Source organism: Bradyrhizobium sp. 87 (assembly GCF_023073015.1).
In the GTDB taxonomy this organism is placed as follows: domain Bacteria; phylum Pseudomonadota; class Alphaproteobacteria; order Rhizobiales; family Xanthobacteraceae; genus Bradyrhizobium; species Bradyrhizobium canariense_D.
On the sequence record NZ_JADPIQ010000128.1, the window covers coordinates 193572 to 213197 of the forward strand.

The window sequence follows — 19626 nt, forward strand, 5'->3', positions numbered from 1 at the left end:
CCCTCTCCGCGCAGGGCCGTGCGTCGTCTCCTTAACGAATCGTTTACCGAGCTTCGCGGCAGCCGTAACCGCGGGTTAACCATGGATATTTACGGTGCAGCAAGTCTCTAGGCTGTGCCTGTTAGTTGATTTCGAGTCCAACCCCATGGCGTTCGGTAGAAGCGCATCTCCGCGAAGCATCGCCCCGACGGAGCCCGCGGCTTCGTGGGAAGCGCCGCGGGCTGCGGCGGCGACCCCCGACAACACCGCCCCCGCGCTGATCAAGGGATCGCTGACCCTCACCGGCGCGTTCTCTTTTCTGCGTGAGAACGGCCGGCGCATCCTGATGCTGGCGCTGGCACTCTTCGCGCTCGGCGTCGCCGTGCTGATGGTGCTGCCGGTCCGCTATGCCGCGACGGCGCTCGTCGTGGTCGATCCCCGCGAGCTGCGCGTGACCACGGACCAGGACGTGCTGCCTGGCATCGGCCAGGACGCCGCTGCGCTTCAGAGCCAGATCGAGATCGCCAAATCGGACGGCTTTCTCCGGCCCCTGATCGAGAAGCTCAAGATCGCCGACGACGAGGATATCGCAGGCGGTCATACCGACATGACGCGCCTGCTCGAAAAACTCCGCAGCCGCCTCGATATCTCGCGTCGCGGCCTGACTTACGTCATCGCCATCTCGTTCACCTCGAACAGTGCGGAGCGGGCAGCGTATTATGCCAATGCCATCGCAGAGGCGTTCGTCGCGACCCAGAGCCGCGTGCGCAGCGATGCGACGGACGAGGCGGCCGACTGGCTCAAGGACCGGCTGAAGACGCTCAGCGAGCGCCTGCGCGTCTCGGAAGACGCCGTCGCAGCCTTCCGGCTCGAGCACAAGATCCTCAATGCCGGCAAGGATTCCACCACCCAGCAATTGCGGGTGACCGACCTGAACCAGCAGGTCTCCGCGGCTCGTGCGCGCACCGAGGAAGCCAAGGCGCGTTACGAGCAGGTGCAGCGCGATCTCAAGGCCAATGTCGAAGGTCCGGTGAAGCAGGATCTCCTGAGCATGCTGCGCGCGCAGCGCTCGACCCTGAACGACCAGATCGCACAGAAGAAGGCGGTCTACGGCGACCGCCATCCTGATCTTGCGATCTCCTACAGCCAGTTGGCTGACATCAACAGGCAGATCGAGGTCGAGCGGAAGAAGAACATCGACACCGCGAAGTCCGAATACGAGGCCCAGCTCGAGCAGCAGGCCGCGCTGGAAAAGCAGCTCAAGGCGGTCGAGACGCAGATGCTGGTGGACGGCCAGGCGCTCGTGAAGCTGCAGGAGCTGCAGCGCGATGCCGATGCCAACAAGAACATCTACGAGCAGTTTTTGTCGCGGTTCAAGACGACCAACGAGCAGCGTCAGCTTCAGAGCTCGCAGACCAAGATCGCTTCGCCCGCGATCCCGCCGCTGCGCTCGACGCGTCCGCCGCTCGCCCTGCTGCTCGCCGCGCTCGCGATCGGCTCGCTGCTGACGTCAACCGCTACGGTTGCGGCGATGACGAGCATGTCCGACAAGTCCGATCCTGCCGAGGCTCCGGCTCGAACGCCCACGCGTGCGGAGGCGAGGGAGACGCCGAAGCGGCAAGCCAAGCGTCCGGCTCCGGCCGTGCAGCAACCCGAGGCGATGCCGAACCTTCCGGTCTGGTCCCGCATTCCCGAACTGATGTCGGGAGCTGCGCCCAACACTGTCTGGCAACGACCGATTGCCGCCCCAGCCGAGCTCGATCTCGGCGCTTACTTGCGTCCGCTGCTCGAGCGTATCGATCGTGCCCCGGTGCGTGGCTGCAAGGTCGCCCTCGTGCTGTCGGTCGGCAAGAGCGCCGGCGGCAATACCGTTGCGCGCTCGCTCAACCGCGCGGCCGTCAATCGCGGCATGATGAGCGTGCTGATCCGGCTGCAGCCGGAATTCGCGGGCGCCCAGCCGCCGGTGACCGAATGGCAGGACGGCTCGACCACGGCAGGACTCCAGTCGATCGACGAGCTGCTGAGCGCCGGCAGGAAGGCCGATGCGCGGCCGGAGGACGACATTCGCTCGGAGTTCGACCTGATCATCGTCCATGCGAACAATCTTGCCTTGCAGCCAGATGCGATCGCGCTCGCCGCGCACGCGGACCTGATCATCCCGGTGGTGCGCGCCGGCGAGCTCGGTTCGGCGGCGATGCGACGGGTGACCGCCGCGCTGTCGAAGTACGACACCGTGCCGACCGGTCTCGTCGTCAATCATGCGCCCGCCGGCCCTGCCGCGCCTCACCCTGACGGCGGTGCGCTTAGCAGGGCGGTTTGACGATGGCGACGCCGTGCCGTCGTCTGCTCCTTGCCACGATCTTGCTATCCACGATCTTGATGCCAACGTCGCTCGCCTCCGCGACATCGGCCGAAACTTGCGTACCTGCCTCGCAGACCGTCGCGCCGCACAGGCTCGCCGCACTGTCGCGCGGGTTCAATGCCGACGGCTGGATCAATGGCGAAAAATCCGCGCCTCCAACTCGCGAATTGCTGCAGCAGCTTCGCAAGGCGGGGATGAGTCATGTCCGCTTGCCGGTGCCGGCCGAGCGCGTGATGCTGCGCTTCGCTTCGAAAGCGGAACGCGATGAGACGCTGCGTGCGCTCGACAAGGCATTGAAGCAGCTCATCTCGCTCGGCTATTCAATCTCCGTCGATCTTCATCCCGGCGATCGTTTCAATCGCCTGCACAAGGACGACGCCGACGCCTCGCTGCGCGAGCTGGAGGATGCGTGGGGCACGCTCGCCCGGGTCATTCAATCGTTCCCGGCCGACCGCGTGTTCGCCGAGCTGCTCAATGAGCCCGACATCGAAGCCGGCAGATGGCAAAAGCAGGTCGAAACGCTCGCCGCCTTCGTTCGCCAATTGCTTCCCGCGACCACGCTGATCGTCGGCCCGGTCGACTGGCAACGCGCGGACTCGCTGCCGCGGTTTCGCCCGTTGCCGGATCCAAACGTCGTCTACGCCATCCATTTCTACGATCCCATGGTGTTCACACACCAGGGCCACTGGGACGTGCAGGATCCGCTGCACGACATCACGGATCTGCGTTATCCGATCAGCGCCGGCGATCCCGGGGTTCAGGCGCTCCGCCGGGATTTGCAGGACAGAGGCGCGACGAAGGCGCTCCTCATGCTCGACACGGCGATTGCCGCCGCCAGGGACAAGCCGGATGTCAGCCGCTGGCTCGCGCCCGCGGTCGCGTGGCAGCAGCAATTTTCGCGGCCGATCATCATCAACGAATTTGGCGTGTTGAAAGCCGCGGCGCCCCGGGACAGCCGCGTACGCTGGCTCGCGGCCGTGACCGCATATGCGCGGGCGCATTGCTGGGGCTGGGCGCATTGGGAGCTGGCGCAGGGATTCGGCCTGCTCGAAAACGGGACCGGCAAGCCCGATCCCGACGTCATGCGCGCGCTGTTCGGCGCCGCGAAGCCGGGCCGCCGCTGAAGCCGGTCCGTCATCGTTAACGAATCCTTACGCATCCTGCCGCTATCGTGGCCGCCGCGCTGCGCCAAAGGACGAGTCATGAGTGGCGGGACCTCACCGCATCTTCAAGCCGTGCAGGCGGGCTGTCCCGAGCCTTCGCGTTCGCCTTCACGTTCGCCTTGGCGCGAGCTGATCCCGACGCTCTGCATCGCCATCGCAACCATCGGCTTTGTGCCGGTCCTGCACGGGGCGAGCCCGGTCCTGTCCCTGACCGTCGAAGTTCTCGTCGCCATCGCCATCGTGGTTGCGGCTCCAACCTACGCGCCGGCGATCGCGATCTTCGTCCTGTTCTTCCAGAACCTGTTCGTCTCGATCCTGTCGCCGCTGATTTCGGCGCCGTCCGACCTGGACTTCATCAAAGGCTATAATTTTCTCGTCTGCTCCGTGATGTGGCTGACGACATTTGGGCTCTACGTCGCCGGCCAAAGGAACCGGTCGACTGAGGTCAATCAGATCATGCGCTGGGGCGTCGTGACCCTCGCCGTGGTGTCGTTGTATTTCGCGATCGGCTTCGTCCAGGACGGCCAGGCGGCAACGGTCTATCTGCGCAACATCGTGCTGCCGCTGTTCCTGTTTCAGCTCTCGCTGCTGACGGCCGCGACCTATGAGGTTCGCGCCACGCCGTTCCTGGTGACGCTTGGAGTCATTCTGATCCTGTGCGGATACGTCGAGTTTGCGTTTCGGGATTTCTGGCTGGCCGTCACCAACGGCTACACGTTCTGGGGTTTCGACGAGCTCAAGGCGGCCCGCTCCGGCGCTTGGGAAGCCGAGATGCGCGCCACCGGCAACGTGCCGGTCGATCTGAAGGATCGCTTCAGCTTCGACTTTCTCAATACGCCCCTGCTCGAAGGGTTCGGCGTGTCGAAGATCCTCCGCATCCACGGGCCGAATATGCACCCGATCAGCTTCGCGTACGGGATCGCGTTTTTCGGGCTTTTCCTGTTTTCGGTAGGGCGTCCGGTTCTGGCCCTCGTGGCGTTGCCGCTGCTGATCGTTTGCAGCGTGAAGGGAGCGCTCATCGTGGTGGTGTTCGTCGCCACGGCCTGGATATCGACCCGTCTGCTCGGCGCCGTGGTGACGCTATGGCTCGGCTTCGTGGCCTTGATCGTGTTTGCAATTGTCGCGATCCGCGTCGGCTTGCAGATCGGCGACTATCACGTCCTCGGCCTCATGGGCGGCTTGAACGGATTTCTCGAAAAGCCGTTTGGCCGCGGCCTGGGCGTCGGCGGAAATCTGTCGGACGATTATTTCTCGATCGACTGGAGCGCCGCGCAGGCCGCCGGAACGACCAACGGCGCCGTCGAGAGTGCGATCGGGGTCCTGCTGTACCAGATGGGCATCGCCGCCCTCGTTCCGCTGGCGTTTCATTTCGCGGTGGCGCTGAAGGCCTGGCGTCTTTATGCGTTCTCCGGATATCTGACGCAGGGGCTCGCGGGCTTCGGCGTCATGGTCGTGCTGCTGAATGGATTGTTTCAGGAAGAGGCCTTGTTCGCGCCGCTGGCGCTGGGGCTCATGCTCTCGCTCACCGGACTGGTCATCGGCAGCCAGATCAGGGCGCAGACGGTCTCCGTTCCGGATGCCGATCCGGAGCGGCTGGCACACTACCAGCCCGCGACGTAGCCTTTAAAAGCCGTAACCTTTAAAAATTGTGCGGCAGTCCAGGCGTCACCGCCACCCCAGCGCAGGCGCCACATGCGTGAGGATCGCCTCGATGGCGTGCGCGCAATAGTCGACGCCGAGCTGGTTCGGAATCGTCAACAGCAACGTGTCCGCCTCGGCGATCGCCTCGTCCGTTCGGAGCTGCTCGATCAGCACATCAGGCTCCGCCGCATAGGAGCGGCCGAAGATCGCGCGGGTGCGCGGGTCGATGAAGCCGACCTGGTCCTCGCTGCCGCGCTCGCCGCCGAAATAGGCGCGGTCGCGATCGTCGATCAGCGCGAAGATGCTGCGGCTGACGGAGACGCGCGGCTCGCGGGGGTGGCCGGCCTCTTTCCAGGCTGCGCGATAGGTACGGATTTGCGCGGCCTGCTGCACGTGGAAGGCTTCGCCGGTCTCGTCGTTCTTGAGCGTCGAGCTCTGCAGATTCATGCCGTGCCTGGCGGCCCAGACCGCCGTGGCGTTCGAGCCGGCACCCCACCAGATCCTCTCGCGCAGACCTTCCGCATGCGGTTCGAGCCGCAACAGCCCCGGTGGATTTGGGAACATCGGCTGCGGGTTGGGTTTTGCAAAACCTTCGCCGCGCAAGATGTCGAGAAAGACCTCGGCATGACGCCGGCCCATGTCGGCGTCGCTCTCGCCGTCGGCCGGCCCGTAGCCGAAATAGCGCCAGCCATCGATCACCTGCTCGGGCGAGCCGCGGCTGATGCCGAGCTGGAGGCGCCCGCCGGCGATGAGATCGGCAGAGCCTGCGTCCTCCGCCATATACAGCGGGTTCTCGTAGCGCATGTCGATCACGGCCGTGCCGATCTCGACCTTGCTGGTCCTGGCGCCGACCGCGGCCAGCAGCGGAAAGGGCGAGGCGAGCTGGCGCGCGAAATGGTGCACGCGGAAATAGGCGCCATCGGCGCCGAGCTCTTCCGCCGCAACCGCAAGCTCGATGGATTGCAGCAGCGTGTCCGCAGCCGAGCGGGTCTGCGATTGCGGCGAGGGCGTCCAGTGCCCGAAGGAGAGGAATCCGATCTTTTTCATGGAGGCAACATATGGAGGACGGGAGGAGTTTGCGACACTTCGGCCGGAGGAAAGATGACGACCTGGGAAGCGCGTATGGGTAAGTGCCGCTCCTCGAGGGGGAAGCGGACCGAAGCAGACATCGCTGCCAGCTGGCCTTTTGGCCTAACTGAGACATGTGCGCCGCAGGATTGTTGCGTTGCAGAGCGCGTGGATATAAAAGGACGGCGGCGGCAAGATCCTCTGCAACGCCGGCTGCGCTACGCCCCTCCCCGGCATGCGGTACCTGATCCCATGACAAAAGCGCGCGCCGTGCCGATGCCCAGCAACAGCGTGCTTGCGCCGCTTTACGCGGGCGCGGACCTTTTGGACGCCTTTGCAATTCAACTGCCGGCGGGCGCCAGCGATGATGTAGAGGTGCTGGCACGCGCCGCGCTCGAGCGACAGGCGTGGTGGATTCGTGCGCTCACGCGTGTCCGCGATGTGGTGATGGCGGCAGTCGCGGTCAAATCGTCGCGCGCCGTCGGTCTTGCCGCGGCGGCGCGTGGGCCGGTTATCGGCTTCTTCCCGGTGCTGTCAAAGAGTGCGACGGAGTTGGTCGTGGGTGCGGATGACCGGCATCTCGACTTCCGCGTCACCATTCAACTTCGCGCCGATGCAGCAAATGGGCGCGAGCTGGTCGCGGGTACCGTGGTGCATTGCCATAACCGACTGGGGCGCATCTATCTTGCTACGATAGCACCGTTTCATCGCGTGATCGTTCCGGCCAGTTTGGAACAGGCGGCAAGAGCAATGAAGAATTGAGCAGGCTTGGTGGTCGTGACCGGCTGCGGTCGACCAACGAGTCGGCTTCTGGCCCCTCAGCTGACTTGCCGCGCAATCTGTCGAGGACCGCTTGTGACCCGAAGCGGACCTAAGCCGCGAGGAAAACCCCTGGCTGTTTCCGGATGTCTTTCAATCATTGGAGGTTCCCGCGTATGATGGGAGGTCACAAGAGGCCGGCCCATCACAGTACTTGGCGCCGGCCGTCGGGATGAGAATCGCGCCTGAGACGCGATCAAGAACCGGGGGATCGACATGGGTGTGGTGGGTACGACAGCGCGCTGGACGTGGATTTGGCCGGCTCTCGCCTGGGCCATCTTGTTGCTCAGCCTGGTTCTCGGCGGCGGCGGAATTGTATACGCAGCCGCCGGCGCGGCCCTGTTCGGCACGGTCTTCGCCGCCGTATACCACGCCGAGGTGGTCGCTCACCGCGTCGGCGAGCCGTTCGGCACCCTGATCCTCGCGTTAGCGGTGACCGTGATCGAGACGGCGCTCATCGTCTCGGTGATGATCGCAGCGCCTGCCGAGAAAGCCGGACTGGCCCGGGACACGGTCTTCGCGGCGGTCATGATCGTCTGCAACGGCATCGTGGGGGCCTGCCTGCTGTGGGGCGGCGTCCGGCACCGTGAACAGGGTTTCCAGGCGCAAGGCGCCGGCGCCGCTCTCGCCGTGCTCGTCGCTCTCACCAGCCTCACGATGGTGCTTCCGAACCTTGCGGCGCAAGAACTCGGCCCGCTGTACAACACCTCGCAGCTGGTGTTCGCCGCGCTTGCGTCCTTGGTTCTGTACCTGGCGTTCGTTTTCGTTCAGACGATCAGGCACCGTGACTATTTCCTGGCCGCGAAGGGTGCCACGGCGGACGAGCATTCGCCTCCTCCGGACAACAGAACGACCGGTCTGAGTGCCGCTCTCCTCGTCGTCTCCCTTGTGGCCGTCGTGGGCCTTGCAAAGGTCCTGACCCCCAGCGTGGAGAGCGCCATCGATTATCTTCAGGTGCCCAAGGCAGTCGTCGGCACGATCATCGCCGCGCTCGTTCTTCTTCCCGAGGCGGTGGCGGCCGTGAAGGCGGCCCAAAGCGACCGGCTGCAGACCAGTCTCAACCTGGCCCTGGGCTCGGCGCTTGCGACCATCGGGCTGACGATCCCCGCGGTCGCCGCGGTCTCGATCGCGATGGGTTATCGGCTCGAACTCGGGTTGGACATAAAGGATTTGGGCCTGCTGATGCTCACGCTGCTGTTGAGCGTAATCACGCTCGGGACCGGGCGCACCACGGTGCTGCAGGGCGTCGTCCACCTGGTCATCTTCGCCGCGTTTCTGTTTTTCGCGGTGGTGCCGTGATTTGCCGGAACTACGCGGCCGCTCCGAACGGTCGAATTCGGCAGGACTCGAGGAATGCCCGATGATCCGACATCTCGCGCGATTCACCGCTTTGGGCCTCCTTGTCGTCGGCCTGCAGGGCTGTGGAGAGAAGAAGAAGGAAGCGAACGAACAGCCTGTCCGCGGTCTGCGCGCCTACAAGGTCGCTGCGACAGCCGAAAGCCGTGTTCGGCGCTTTCCGAGCGTGCTGCAGCCGGCCGACGTCAGCAGCCTCTCGTTCGAGATCGGCGGGCAGTTGAAGACCGTTGGCCTCACCGTCGGCCAGAAGGTGCAACTCGGGGACGTCCTCGCCGAAATCGACCCGAGATCGCTGCAGAGCCAGGTGGACCAGGCCAGCGCCGGTGTGCAGCAGGCGCAGGCGCAGCTCGACAACGCTCAGTCGGACTTCCAGCGCAAGGAAGAGCTCCTGAAGCGGGGCGTCTCCACCCAAGCGGCTTTCGAACAGTCGAACGCCACCCTGCTCAGCTCCAGGGCCCAAGTTGACCAGGCACGGCGCCAACTCGAATTGGCCAACCAAAACCTGGACCGGAGCAAGCTGCTGGCCCCCTTCGCCGGGACCATCTCCCGGGTCGAAGTCAAATCGTTTGCGCAAGTCGCTGCGGGGCAGCCGGTGGCCACGCTCTACAGCGACGACAGCTTCGAGATGTCCTTTCTGGTCCCGGCCGCGACTTTCCAGAATCTAAAGGTTGGAGCCAAGATTGCGGTCAAGGTCGCCGACAAGCCTGACCTGCCGCTCAAGGGCGAGATCAAGGAGCTCGGGTCGAAGGCGGAGCAAGTGTCGGCCTTCCCGGTTGTCGTCCGGCTCGAGAACACCGCCCCGGGTCTGAACGCCGGCATGTCGGTCGAGGTCACGATCGAAGAGCCCTTGGTCGTGGGTCGCAGCGGCTTCCTCGTCCCGCTCAGCGTGCTTGTGCCCGACGGCGGAAGGGTGCTGCAGAATACCGGGACCGTGTTTGGTTACGACGAGGCAAGTTCGACTGTGAAGAAACGCACCATCACCGTCGGCGGGATCCGGGACAATCGCCTGGTCGTCGTGGAGGGCGTCAAGCCAGGCGATATCCTGGCCTCGGCCGGGGTGTCGTACCTCGCCGACGGACAGAAGGTGAAGCTGCTTCCCTTGGAGGACGCCGCGCCGTGAATCTCCTCACCCGATTCGGACTTGCACGGTCTCGATTCACGATCATGGCCATGATCGGGCTTCTGATCGCCGGGATCGGGCTCTATCCGAACTTCCCGAAGCGCGAAGACCCCGTGATCGTCATCCGGACTGCGGTCGTGTCGGCCCTCTTCCCGGGCATGGCCCCCGAGCGGATGGAAAATCTAGTCGCGATTCCCATCGAACGAAAAGTACGCGAGCTCGCCGAGGTCAAGGACATCAGGACGCTTGCGGGCGAAGGATCCCTGACGATCTATGTCGACTTGAAGGACGAGGTCGCGAACGTCACTGCCACCTGGCAGCGGCTTCGCGACAAGATGGCCGATGCTAAGGTCGAACTGCCCGACGGCGTCGTTGGACCCTTTGTCAACAGCGACTTCGGCGACGTTGCGATCGCCACCATCGCCATCACGGGCGAAGGCTTTTCGCCGCGCGAGCTGAAGGATGCGGCCGAGGATTTCCGGAAGAAGCTGTACCAGATCGCCGGCATCTCCAAGGTCGAGCTTCACGGCGTACAGGACGAACGGGTCTGGCTCGAACTCGATACCCGGAAGTTGGCCGCGATCGGCGTTCAGGTGAACGCTTTGATCAAGGACCTACAGGGGCAGAACGTGGTGCTGCCGTCCGGCAACATCAACGCGGACGGCACGCGCCTCCTGCTGGAGACCTCCGGAGATTTCCCGAACGTGCGGGCGATCGAGACCATGCTGACCCGTGTGGGCAGCACCGACAGCCTGGTCCGGCTCGCTGACATCGTCACTGTCCGCCGGGATTACGTCTCTCCAAAGGTTAAGCCGATCTATTTCAACGGCCGTCCTGCTGTAGTCCTCAGCGTGATCATGCAGCCGGACCAGGATGTCACCCAGATCGGTGTCAAGCTCCGTACGGCGGCACGCGAATTTGAGCAGCGGCTCCCGATCGGCTTCGCCCTCTCCTTCCCCACCTACCAGGCCGATCAGGTCAGCGCCTCCGTCAATTCGGCCCTCTCCAGCGTGGCCCAGACCTTCGTCGTGGTGGCCGTGCTGGTGGTGGTCTTCTTGGGCCTGCGGGCGGGCACCATCGCCGCGATGATCGTGCCGTTCGCCGTGATGTTCTCGTTGATCGGGATGCGGGCTCTTGGGATCGCGCTTGAGCAGGTCTCGATCGCGGCGATCATCATCGCGCTCGGTCTGCTGGTCGACAATGGCGTCGTGATCGTCGAGGACATCGTGAGCCGGATCGGCCGCGGAGTGCCTCCCGAGGAGGCCGGATTGGCGTCCGGAGCACAGTATGCGCTGCCGCTCCTGATCTTTTCGATCACTACGATAGCGGCGTTCTTGCCGCTCATGCTGCTGTCCGGAGCGTCCGGCGAGTATGCGTTCTCGCTCGCGGCCGTGGTGGCGCTCACGCTTGGGGGATCCTGGATCACGGCGCTGTACATCCTTCCCGCTTTGACCGTGTGGCTCATCGGCCGGCGAGCCGGCTCCGGAACGGAGGATGCCGCGCCCTCACGGCTGCAGCGGCTCTATGCCACCGCGCTCGGCCGGGCCTTGCGCTTCTCGCCCATCGTCCTCGCCGGTTGCGTCGCGCTGGTCGTGATCGCGCTTACACAATTCCCACGCATTCCAAAGGAGATGTTTCCGCTCAGCGAACGGAGCCAGTTTCTGGTCTACATGAACATGCCTGACGGGACCGACATCTCGCAGACCGAAGCTCGCGCGCGCGAGATCGAGCGATGGCTGGGCGACAAAACGGCCAACCCTGAAATCTCCAGCCAGATCCTGTACGTCGGAGATGGCGGCCCGAGGTTCTACCTCACCTTGACCCCCGTCCCTCCGGACCCGGCGTCCGCTTTCTTCCTGGTCAATGCCACGGACTATCAAGGCGCGGTGCGTGCGGCCGATCGCGCCTGGAAGTATCTCTACGCCAACCATCCGGAGGCAAGCTTCAAAATCAAGCGGCTGGCCATGGGCGCGGTGGAATCCGGCGTCGTGGAGCTCGAGATCTCGGGGTCCGATGGGGACCGGCTGCTTGGCTTCAGCGAACGGGTCCGATCCCTGCTGCAGGCGGCTCCGGACGTGCGCGAGAACGACGACGATTGGGGCAACAAGATCGTCAAGGTGGTCGTCGAGATCGACCAGGACCGTGCCCGCCAGCTCGGGGTGACCTCGGAGGAAGTGACCCGACTGCTGAACACCTACTTCAGCGGCACCGCGGTCTCGATATACCGCGAAGGCGACAACGCCATCCCCATCGTACTGCGCGCCGGCGCCTACACCTCGCAGAGCCTGGAAGGCCTCACCAGCGCCACCTTCGCGAAGAACGGCGGGCTTATCTCGCTGGCGCAGGTCGCCAGGCTGAAGCCCGGGTTCGACTTCGCGCGGATCCGCCGCAAGAACCAGGAACGGACGATCACGGTCACGGCCCGCAGCACCTCCCTGACGGCCGGGCAGCTACTGGAATCGATCCAGCCCCGGCTCGACGAGATGGACATGACCGGCGGCTATCACGTGACCGTGGGGGGCGAGATCCAGAAAAGCGCCGAGACGAACCAGAAGCTGGCCGCCGGCTTTCCCGTCGCGCTCGCCGTGATGGTGCTGGCGATCATCCTGCAATTCAACTCCTTCCGTCGTACGCTCCTGACCTTCGTCAGCATACCGCTGATCCTGATTGGCATTCCGTTCGGGCTGTTGGCGACGGGACAACCGCTCTCGTTCTTCGGCACGCTGGGCATCATCAGCCTGTCGGGGATCATCATCAACAACGCCATCGTGCTGATCGATCAGATCGACATCGAGCGCGAGACGCTCCCGCTGCGGAAAGCCCTCGTCGCTGCGTCGGAAAAACGGCTTCGTCCGATCCTCCTGACGTCCGCCACCACGGTGCTCGGGCTCGCACCGATGGCACTGGCCGGCGGCGCGTTGTGGCAGCCCATGGCGGTGCTCATGATGTCGGGACTAGCCGTCGCATCCGTCCTGACACTCTTCTTCGTGCCGGCAGGATACTTTCTGCTGTTCCGCTCGGCTAAAGGAGCCTGACTCCCTTGTGGCGCGCGCCCCTCAGCCATGGCGAAACCGGGAAGATCTGCCGGTCAACCCTCGGCCTCATCGTCTTGGCGCTGTGCTGCTGCGCCTGCAGCCGCGTGCCTCTGGACACGCTGCTACCCGTCGGACAGGTCGAAGCGGAAGGCGTGTCGGTCGTCCCGCTGCTGGTGGCAACGACGCGCAACCGAACGGCTGCCGGAAATGCAGCGATGTTCGACAGCGAACGGGCGGACCAGGTGAACTACGCCTCCATCGCCGTTTCCATCCCGCCGGACGCATCGCGCACTGTCGGTCAGGTTCAGTGGCCGACTTCCTCGCCCGGGGATCCACGACTAAACTTCGTGACGGTCTCGGCCGAAGCGGCCGAAAAACCGGCATTTGGCGCTGCGCTGGCGGCGGCCGCAAAGAAGCCGCGAGCACGTGGAAGAGTCCTTGTATTCGTCCATGGCTTCAACAACAGGTTCGATGAAGCCGTGTACCGGTTCGCCCAGATCGTTCATGATTCCGGAGCGCCGGGGGCTCCCGTCCTGTTCTCCTGGCCGTCGCGGGGGTCCGTCAGCCTGGAAGCCTACAAGGAGGATGCGGAGAGCGCGGCGCAGTCTCGAGATGCATTTTCGCAAGTGCTCGATGCGATCGCCGCTACTCCGAACGTCAAGGAAGTGACCGTCCTGTGTCACTCGATGGGGTGCTATCTCACGTTCGAAACCTTGCGCGCGCGAGCGATAGCTGGCCGCATTGGGGCCAAGATCAAGAACGTGCTGTTCGTTGCGCCCGACGTAGACGCCGACAGTTTCCGTACGCAATTGCACGACATGGGAGCGGTACGGCCACGCTTCGCATTGTTCGTGTCGCGGGACGATGCCCCATTGAAGCTATCGAAGTCTCTCCATGGAGGCGCAATCCGCCTCGGCGGCATCGATCCGGACCAAGAGCCGTATGCCGCTGAATTTCGGCGGGAAGGCGTCGAGCTATTCGATTTGACCCGCTTGCATGGACGCGCTCATTCGCGAGCGTTCGACGACGTGACGACCGTCATGAGTATGATCCAGGCACGCCTTGTCGGCGAGCAGCAGGGTACGGGCGGCGTCTCGAGGCGCCAGGGAGCCGCGCTGCGATGATACGGTGGAGTGGACTCGCATTGCTCATTCGGAAGGCATCGGCCGAAATCGAAACCCAATCAGTTGGAAGGCGCCCTTGATCAAGCGCGGAGAAACACCATCCGATTCCATAGCTGAGGAAATCCCTGAGCCCCTGGCAGAGCCGATTTCCCATTCTTCCGCGGGGCGCGGTGTGCTCACCTACCTGCTCTTGATGGCGGTCCAATTGTTCGGATCGGATTTCATCGTATGGAAGGGCCTGCCGGCCTTCCGGGAGCTAGTGCTCGCGCCTGGTCAGCAGCCGGCCAATACGCCCTATGACGACAATCTGACCCTTGCTGTTCTCATGCTTATGCAGGCGGCTTACTGGTACCGCCTCTTGAAGGTGGCGATCCCGTTCAAAGGCGGACGGCTGTCCCTGAGCCACCTCTTCCTGTTCCTAGGCCGGCTGAACTTCATCTTCGGCAGCGCTGTGTTCTCGATCGTGCTGTTTCGCCACCTTCCCGAACTCGGCCCCGATACCGACGTGGTCTTGATGGCCCGACGTGGGGTGTTGATGGTGATTACGCTGTTCGCGCTGTTCTGCTTCACGTTAGAACTCGAGCGTCTGGGGGATGCACTTGGCGAGAACAAACGAGAGTAGCGCATGCGGCTCGACCGCGCTCTCCACCGAGGTCTGCCGGAGACTATCACCGCTACTACCAGGCCGCCGCGATTACTGTCCAATTTCCTCCTGTGCTTCGGAGGGACCAGGGATCCCGAGCGGAGCGACGCGAAGTCACCGTACTCTGCGATCGCCCCCCTTTAAGAGAGCACTGTCATGACCGCTGTTGGCCCCTAGCTGACTCACAAGGCGGGACTGGCTATGTCCGGTTTCGCGGACAGAGCGGACACCGGCTACCCCGCGAGCTATCGGGTTTACGACTACGCTCCCCAGCGCATCCGGGCGCGCATCGACGCCTGCTGTGTTGAATGGATTCAAGTCGGAGGACGGTTGCTTCGAGCCTCCGCGCGGGACGCGGTGTGAAGCTCGAGGATATCGATACGGAGTAGCGGTTGGGGCTCGCCCTGCCACGCGTGCCGCGACAATGGCATCTTGCGCCTGTTTTGCCCGACGAGTCAATATTTCGTCAAAACATAATTTCGGTTTTTCCGTTATCTCACCCCGCGGATTCAACGGATTCGGCAATCGCCTAAGTCATTGATCCCGCTCATGCCGGCTACTGTGCATGGGGTTGTTTTCGAGGTTTTTGTTTTGAGGGCGACAATGCGAAGCTGAACCGGACCTGATCCGGCTCGCCCGCTACTTCATCACCCGCAAATTCTTGGTCGTGAACCGCTGCGTCTTGCCGTCTGGACGAACCGGCCGCCGCGTGCCGGCGGCCTTGCCGGTGCCGGGCGGCTGGTGCGCGGGGACCAGCTGGTCGGGGCGCGAACCGATCAGATCGGCGCGGCCCATCTCTTTCAGGGCTTCACGCAGCACCGGCCAATTGTCGGGGTCATGGTAGCGCAGGAACGCCTTGTGCAAGCGACGCTGGCGCAGGCCCTTGATCGCCTCGACCTTGTCGCTGCCACCGCGCCGCACGCCGCGCAGTGGGTTGACGCCGGTGTGGTACATCGCCGTCGCGGTCGCCATCGGCGAGGGCAGGAAGGTCTGCACCTGATCCGCGCGGTAGCGGTTCTTCTTCAGCCATAGCGCCAGGTTCATCATGTCCTCGTCGGTCGTGCCCGGATGTGCCGCGATGAAATACGGGATCAAATAGTATTTCTTGCCGGCCTGTTCGGCCGCGGCATCGAACATCCGCTTGAACTGGTTGTAGGCGCCGATGCCGGGCTTCATCATCTTGTCGAGCGGCCCGCGCTCGGTATGTTCGGGCGCGATCTTGAGATAACCGCCGACGTGATGGGTGACGAGCTCCTTGATGTATTCGGGGCTCTCGACCGCGAGGTCGTAGCGCACGCCGGAGGCGACCATCACCTTCTTGATGCCCTTGGTCTCGCGCACCTTGCGATAGAGCCGGATCAGATCGTCATGCGAGGTGTTGAGATTCGGGCAGATCTCGGGGAAGACGCAGGACGGCCGCCGGCACGCGGCCTCGACCTTCGGGTCCTTGCACGCCATCCGGTACATGTTGGCGGTGGGACCGCCGATGTCCGAGATCACGCCGGTGAAGCCCGGCGTCTTGTCGCGGATCTTCTCGATCTCGCGCAGGATCGAGCCCTCGGACCGGTTCTGGATGATGCGGCCCTCGTGCTCGGTGATCGAGCAGAAGGTGCAGCCGCCAAAACAGCCGCGCATGATCGTCACCGAGAACTTGATCATGTCCCACGCCGGGATCTTCGCGTCAACGTAGGACGGATGCGGGGCGCGCGCGTAAGGAAGATCGTAGACGGCGTCCATCTCCTCGCTGGTCAGCGGAATCGGCGGCGGGTTGAGCCAGAGATCGCGATCGCCGTGGCGCTGCACCAGCGGCCGCGCATTGCCGGGATTGCTCTCCCGGTGCAGCACGCGTGACGCGCGCGCATAGGCTTCCTTGTCCTGCTCGACCTGCTCCAAAGCGGGCAGCCGGATCACGGTCAAGCCTTTCGTGCGCGAAGCGCCCTCATCGGCGGAGTCGATATCGTCGGCGTGCAGCTCGGTGTAATCGTCGGGCACGCGGCGGAACAGCGCGACGCCCCTGATGTCGTCGAGCTCGCGCGGCGCCTCGCCGGCGGCGAGACGATTGGCCACTTCGACGACGGCGCGCTCGGCATTGCCGTAGAGCAGCAGGTCCGCCTTGGCGTCGGCCAGCACCGAGCGGCGCACCTTGTCGGACCAGTAATCGTAATGCGCGATCCGGCGCAGCGAGGCCTCGATGCCGCCGAGTACGACCGGGACGCCCTTGAACGCCTGCGGCAACGCTGCGCGTAGACGACGGTGCAGCGGTCCGGCCGCTTGCCACCTTCGCCGCCCGCGGTATAGGCATCGTCATGGCGCAGGCGACGATCCGCGGTGTAGCGGTTCACCATCGAATCCATGTTGCCGCCGGTGACGCCGAAGAAGACTTTTGGCTTGCCCAATGCCTTGAACGGCTCGGCCGAATGCCAGTCCGGCTGCGAGATGATGCCGACCCGAAAGCCCTGCGCCTCCAGCAGCCGGCCGATGATGGCCATGCCGAAGCTGGGATGGTCGACATAGGCATCGCCCGTCACCAGCACGATGTCGCAAGCGTCCCAGCCGAGCGCATCCATCTCGGCGCGACTCATCGGCAGGAACGGCGCCGGCTTGTGCGGGCGTGCCTGCGCCATCAGGGGTTTTTCGGCGGCGATGATCTGGATGTCCATGGCGCATACGCATAGGACTCCGGGCCTCCGAATACAACCGACGGGCAGGTGAAAGATCCGGTTCCGCGACCGGCAGCCCGGGCGTGCGACCGCGTTAACCGTTCGCGAGCGCCGCCATCAGCTGTCTGCACCTTCTCGGGTCACGCGCAGGAACCAACTGCCCTCGCGAACATTCTGATGCAGGGTTGCGCTGGGCCCGGCTGGCGCGCGCTCGCCTCCGGGGTGTAATATTGCCTCGATGTTCGCCCCTGGCGGATGGGGGAGCCGTGAGTACAGTCATAGAGAACTTGCTGCTCCGAAAGCAGAAGCTGGTTGAGCAGCTCGAGAAGGCGCCCACGGCCGAGGACCGCGACAAAATCGAACACCAGCTCGAACAGATCAACACCGCGCTGGATTTTCTGGACAGGCCCGGCACGAAAAATGCGCGGTAGCAGCGCTCAATCGACCTGCAGCGCTTTGGCGTAGACCACGCCAGAATTGGTGACGTGCGTGGTCATCAGCGTCGCGAAGGCGGCAAACTCGCCGCGGGCGAACAGATCGAGCAGCTTGCGATGCTCGTCGAAAGACGTGCGCGTGCGCACGTCGATCGGCGAAGTCAAATTGGTGCGGAGTGCCGCGACGCGGCTAGATGCGAGCTGATAGGATTCGGCGAGATAGCGGTTGCCGCAATGGGCGAACAGCGCCTCATGGAAAGCGGCATCGGCGCGGCCATAGGCGATGTTGTCCCTGGCTGCAATCGCCGGCTCCATCGCCGCGATCGCCTCGCTCATCGTCGCGATCGCACCGGCGCGATCATGGCGGAAGGCGAGCTCAGCGGCCTTGGGCTCCAGCGCGATCCTGAACGTGCAGAGCGCGGTGATGTCTTCCGCGCTTGGCGTAAAGACAAAACTGCCGACCTGCGGCCGGATCACGACGAGGCCCTGCGCCTGCAGCTGACCCATCGCCTCGCGCACCGGGGTGCGGCTGACGCCGAAGGAGTTTGCCACCATCTCCTCGGAGATGGCGGCGCCGAGCGCGAACTCGCCGTCGATGATGGCCTGGCGCAGCCGCTGCATCACCCGCTGCGACAGCGATTTCGGCGCATCGAGCTTCAGCGATCGCATTGGCTCTCTCAGATCACCTTGCCGGGGTTGAGCAGATGATCGGGATCGAGCGCGGCCTTCAGCGTTCGCATCAGCGCGATCTCGGCCTCGCTGCGGGCATGACCCAGCCACTTCTTCTTCAACGTGCCGATGCCGTGCTCGGCCGAGACGCTGCCGCCCATCTCGCGCACGAGACCGTAAATGATCGCGTCCATCTCTTCCTTCGGCTGCTGCTCGACGGCAAGGCCGGTGACCCAGGAGACGAGATGCAGATTGCCGTCGCCGATATGGCCGTAATAGACGCTTTCGCATCCCTCGACGCCATCAGCCAGCGCCGCCTTGCAGCGCGTGACGAACTCGTCCATCCGCGCCACGGCGAGGCCGATGTCGTAGGAGATGTGCGGACCCAACACCTGGCCGAACTCGGCGCAGATGTCGCGCACGCGCCAGAAGCTTCGCGTCTGCGCCAGCGATTGCGCCACGGCGGCGTCGGCGAGCAGCCCGCGCTCCATCAGCTCTTCGAGCCAGCTTTGGAAGCGCGGTGCGTCGAGGCTCTCGTCGGTGCCCTGCGCTTCCACCAGCACGTAGAGGCCATGGCCTGCGGCGACCGGCGGCTTGACGCCTGCGCGCGACGTGATCACGTCCCAGTAATCCGGCCACATCACCTCGAACGCCGACAGCAGCGGGCCGAGCCCGCTTCGCGCGGCGCCGAGCAGCGCGATCACCGCGGCATAGTCCTCGAGCGCGCAGAGCGCGGCCATGGTCGAACGCGGTTTTGGAAACAGCCGCAGCACCACGCGGGTGATGATGCCGAGCGTGCCTTCCGAGCCGATGAACAGATGCTTCAGATCGTAGCCGGCATTGTTCTTCATCAGCTTGTTGAGGCTAGTGATGATGGTGCCGTCGGGCAGCACGACTTCGAGCCCGAGCACCAGTTCGCGCGTCATGCCATAGCGGATCACGCGATTGCCGCCGGCATTGGTCGAGAGGTTGCCGCCGATGGCGCAGGAGCCGCGCGAGCCGAGATCGAGCGGAAAGAAGAAGCCGGCTTCGTCGGCTGCCATCTGGATCGTCTGAAGCGGCGTGCCTGCTTTCACCGTCATCGTCATCGAGGCGTGATCGATCTCCTCGATCCCGCTCATGCGCTCGAGCGAGATCGCGACCCAGCCTGCTTCAGGCGATGCGCCGCGGCACAGCCCAGTCAATCCGCCCTGCGGCACGAACGGCAGATGCGCCTGCCGGCAGGTCAGAATCGCGTCGGCCACGCCTTGCGCATCGACCGGGCGGATCACCGCGAGCGGCGTTTGCGGCAGGCTCGCGCTCCAGTCGTTGCAATTGCGCGCGGGCACGTCCGGGCCAACGAGCACGGCGGCCGCGCCGAGGCTGTCGCGCAAGGCGCCGAGCAACTGGGTGGGCCGCTCGACCGGGGTCACCATGTCCATGCGAGACCTCCTCGGAATCTGGCTGCGTGTTATGCGCGCCATGACGGCGGAAAGGATTTGCGCCTTTGTTGTATGTAAGGTACAAGCCCGAAAGTAAAGCAAAAACAAGGCTTGCCAAGCTCTGGTTTGATC

13 protein-coding genes and 1 pseudogene are annotated in these 19626 nt (G+C 64.3%); 10 read left to right on the plus strand and 4 right to left on the minus strand.

Annotated elements, in window-relative coordinates; all coding sequences use genetic code 11:
• The first annotated feature begins 145 nt into the window (after positions 1-145).
• The 3 genes from IVB50_RS32310 to IVB50_RS32320 all read left to right on the plus strand — a co-directional run bounded on the left by IVB50_RS32310 (position 146) and on the right by IVB50_RS32320 (position 5124).
• Entirely contained in the window at positions 146-2299 is a 2154-nt protein-coding gene (locus IVB50_RS32310) for a GumC family protein (protein WP_247299219.1), read from the plus strand.
• 59 nt (positions 2300-2358) lie between these two features.
• Positions 2359-3465, plus strand: a complete 1107-nt coding sequence (locus IVB50_RS32315) for a cellulase family glycosylhydrolase (protein WP_245288363.1) — start codon at positions 2359-2361, stop codon at positions 3463-3465.
• 78 nt (positions 3466-3543) lie between these two features.
• On the plus strand, positions 3544-5124 hold the full coding sequence (locus tag IVB50_RS32320; protein ID WP_018453044.1) for a hypothetical protein: 1581 nt from the start codon (positions 3544-3546) through the stop codon (positions 5122-5124).
• Positions 5125-5169: 45 nt separating this feature from the next.
• Here IVB50_RS32320 and IVB50_RS32325 read toward each other — a convergent pair whose 3' ends face one another.
• Positions 5170-6192, minus strand: coding sequence for an LLM class flavin-dependent oxidoreductase (locus IVB50_RS32325; RefSeq protein WP_018453045.1), 1023 nt, complete (start codon positions 6190-6192; stop codon positions 5170-5172).
• 273 nt (positions 6193-6465) lie between these two features.
• Here IVB50_RS32325 and IVB50_RS32330 point away from each other — a divergent pair, with 273 nt between their 5' ends.
• The 6 genes from IVB50_RS32330 (at position 6466) to IVB50_RS32355 (ending at position 14289) form a co-directional block, all read left to right on the plus strand.
• On the plus strand, positions 6466-6975 hold the full coding sequence (locus tag IVB50_RS32330; protein ID WP_018453046.1) for a DUF2867 domain-containing protein: 510 nt from the start codon (positions 6466-6468) through the stop codon (positions 6973-6975).
• Between the two features lie 273 nt (positions 6976-7248).
• Positions 7249-8331 carry a hypothetical protein gene (locus tag IVB50_RS32335; RefSeq protein ID WP_018453047.1) on the plus strand — a complete coding sequence of 361 codons (1083 nt, stop codon included), beginning with the start codon at positions 7249-7251 and terminating at the stop codon, positions 8329-8331.
• A 61-nt stretch (positions 8332-8392) separates the two neighbouring features.
• The gene (locus tag IVB50_RS32340; protein ID WP_247376290.1) at positions 8393-9508 is read left to right on the plus strand and encodes an efflux RND transporter periplasmic adaptor subunit; all 1116 of its coding nucleotides are present in this window, start codon (positions 8393-8395) and stop codon (positions 9506-9508) included.
• A complete protein-coding gene (locus IVB50_RS32345) occupies positions 9505-12543 on the plus strand; it encodes an efflux RND transporter permease subunit (protein ID WP_346283333.1) in 3039 nt (1012 codons plus the stop codon). Before IVB50_RS32340 ends, IVB50_RS32345 begins: the two co-directional genes overlap by 4 nt.
• Before the next feature lie 215 nt (positions 12544-12758).
• Positions 12759-13667, plus strand: coding sequence for an alpha/beta fold hydrolase (locus tag IVB50_RS32350; protein WP_157642887.1), 909 nt, complete (start codon positions 12759-12761; stop codon positions 13665-13667).
• A 76-nt stretch (positions 13668-13743) separates the two neighbouring features.
• Entirely contained in the window at positions 13744-14289 is a 546-nt protein-coding gene (locus IVB50_RS32355) for a hypothetical protein (protein ID WP_018453052.1), read from the plus strand.
• Between the two features lie 660 nt (positions 14290-14949).
• On the opposite strand, the pseudogene IVB50_RS32360 reads toward IVB50_RS32355, so the two are convergent.
• A pseudogene (locus IVB50_RS32360) lies at positions 14950-16970 on the minus strand (YgiQ family radical SAM protein).
• Between the two features lie 266 nt (positions 16971-17236).
• On the opposite strand from IVB50_RS32360, the gene IVB50_RS32365 reads away from it, so the two are divergent.
• A complete protein-coding gene (locus IVB50_RS32365; RefSeq protein WP_162847272.1) occupies positions 17237-17401 on the plus strand; it encodes a hypothetical protein in 165 nt (54 codons plus the stop codon).
• Positions 17402-17407: 6 nt separating this feature from the next.
• On the opposite strand, the gene IVB50_RS32370 is transcribed toward IVB50_RS32365, so the two are convergent.
• Entirely contained in the window at positions 17408-18073 is a 666-nt protein-coding gene (locus IVB50_RS32370; RefSeq protein WP_018453055.1) for a GntR family transcriptional regulator, read from the minus strand.
• Between the two features lie 8 nt (positions 18074-18081).
• Positions 18082-19494 (minus strand): FAD-binding oxidoreductase, encoded by a 1413-nt coding sequence (locus IVB50_RS32375; RefSeq protein ID WP_018453056.1) that lies wholly within the window; start codon positions 19492-19494, stop codon positions 18082-18084.
• Positions 19495-19626 lie beyond the last annotated feature (132 nt).

Excerpts from the sequence above, each read along its gene's own strand:
- IVB50_RS32375 (WP_018453056.1), bottom strand. The coding sequence starts at position 19,494 with ATGGACATGGTGACCCCGGTCGAGCGGCCCACCCAGTTGCTCGGCGCC.
- IVB50_RS32370 (WP_018453055.1), bottom strand. The coding sequence starts at position 18,073 with ATGCGATCGCTGAAGCTCGATGCGCCGAAATCGCTGTCGCAGCGGGTG.
- IVB50_RS32335 (WP_018453047.1), top strand. The coding sequence starts at position 7,249 with ATGGGTGTGGTGGGTACGACAGCGCGCTGGACGTGGATTTGGCCGGCT.
- IVB50_RS32315 (WP_245288363.1), top strand. The coding sequence starts at position 2,359 with ATGCCAACGTCGCTCGCCTCCGCGACATCGGCCGAAACTTGCGTACCT.
- IVB50_RS32340 (WP_247376290.1), top strand. The coding sequence starts at position 8,393 with ATGATCCGACATCTCGCGCGATTCACCGCTTTGGGCCTCCTTGTCGTC.
- IVB50_RS32325 (WP_018453045.1), bottom strand. The coding sequence starts at position 6,192 with ATGAAAAAGATCGGATTCCTCTCCTTCGGGCACTGGACGCCCTCGCCG.
- IVB50_RS32350 (WP_157642887.1), top strand. The coding sequence starts at position 12,759 with ATGTTCGACAGCGAACGGGCGGACCAGGTGAACTACGCCTCCATCGCC.
- IVB50_RS32320 (WP_018453044.1), top strand. The coding sequence starts at position 3,544 with ATGAGTGGCGGGACCTCACCGCATCTTCAAGCCGTGCAGGCGGGCTGT.
- IVB50_RS32310 (WP_247299219.1), top strand. The coding sequence starts at position 146 with ATGGCGTTCGGTAGAAGCGCATCTCCGCGAAGCATCGCCCCGACGGAG.
- IVB50_RS32330 (WP_018453046.1), top strand. The coding sequence starts at position 6,466 with ATGACAAAAGCGCGCGCCGTGCCGATGCCCAGCAACAGCGTGCTTGCG.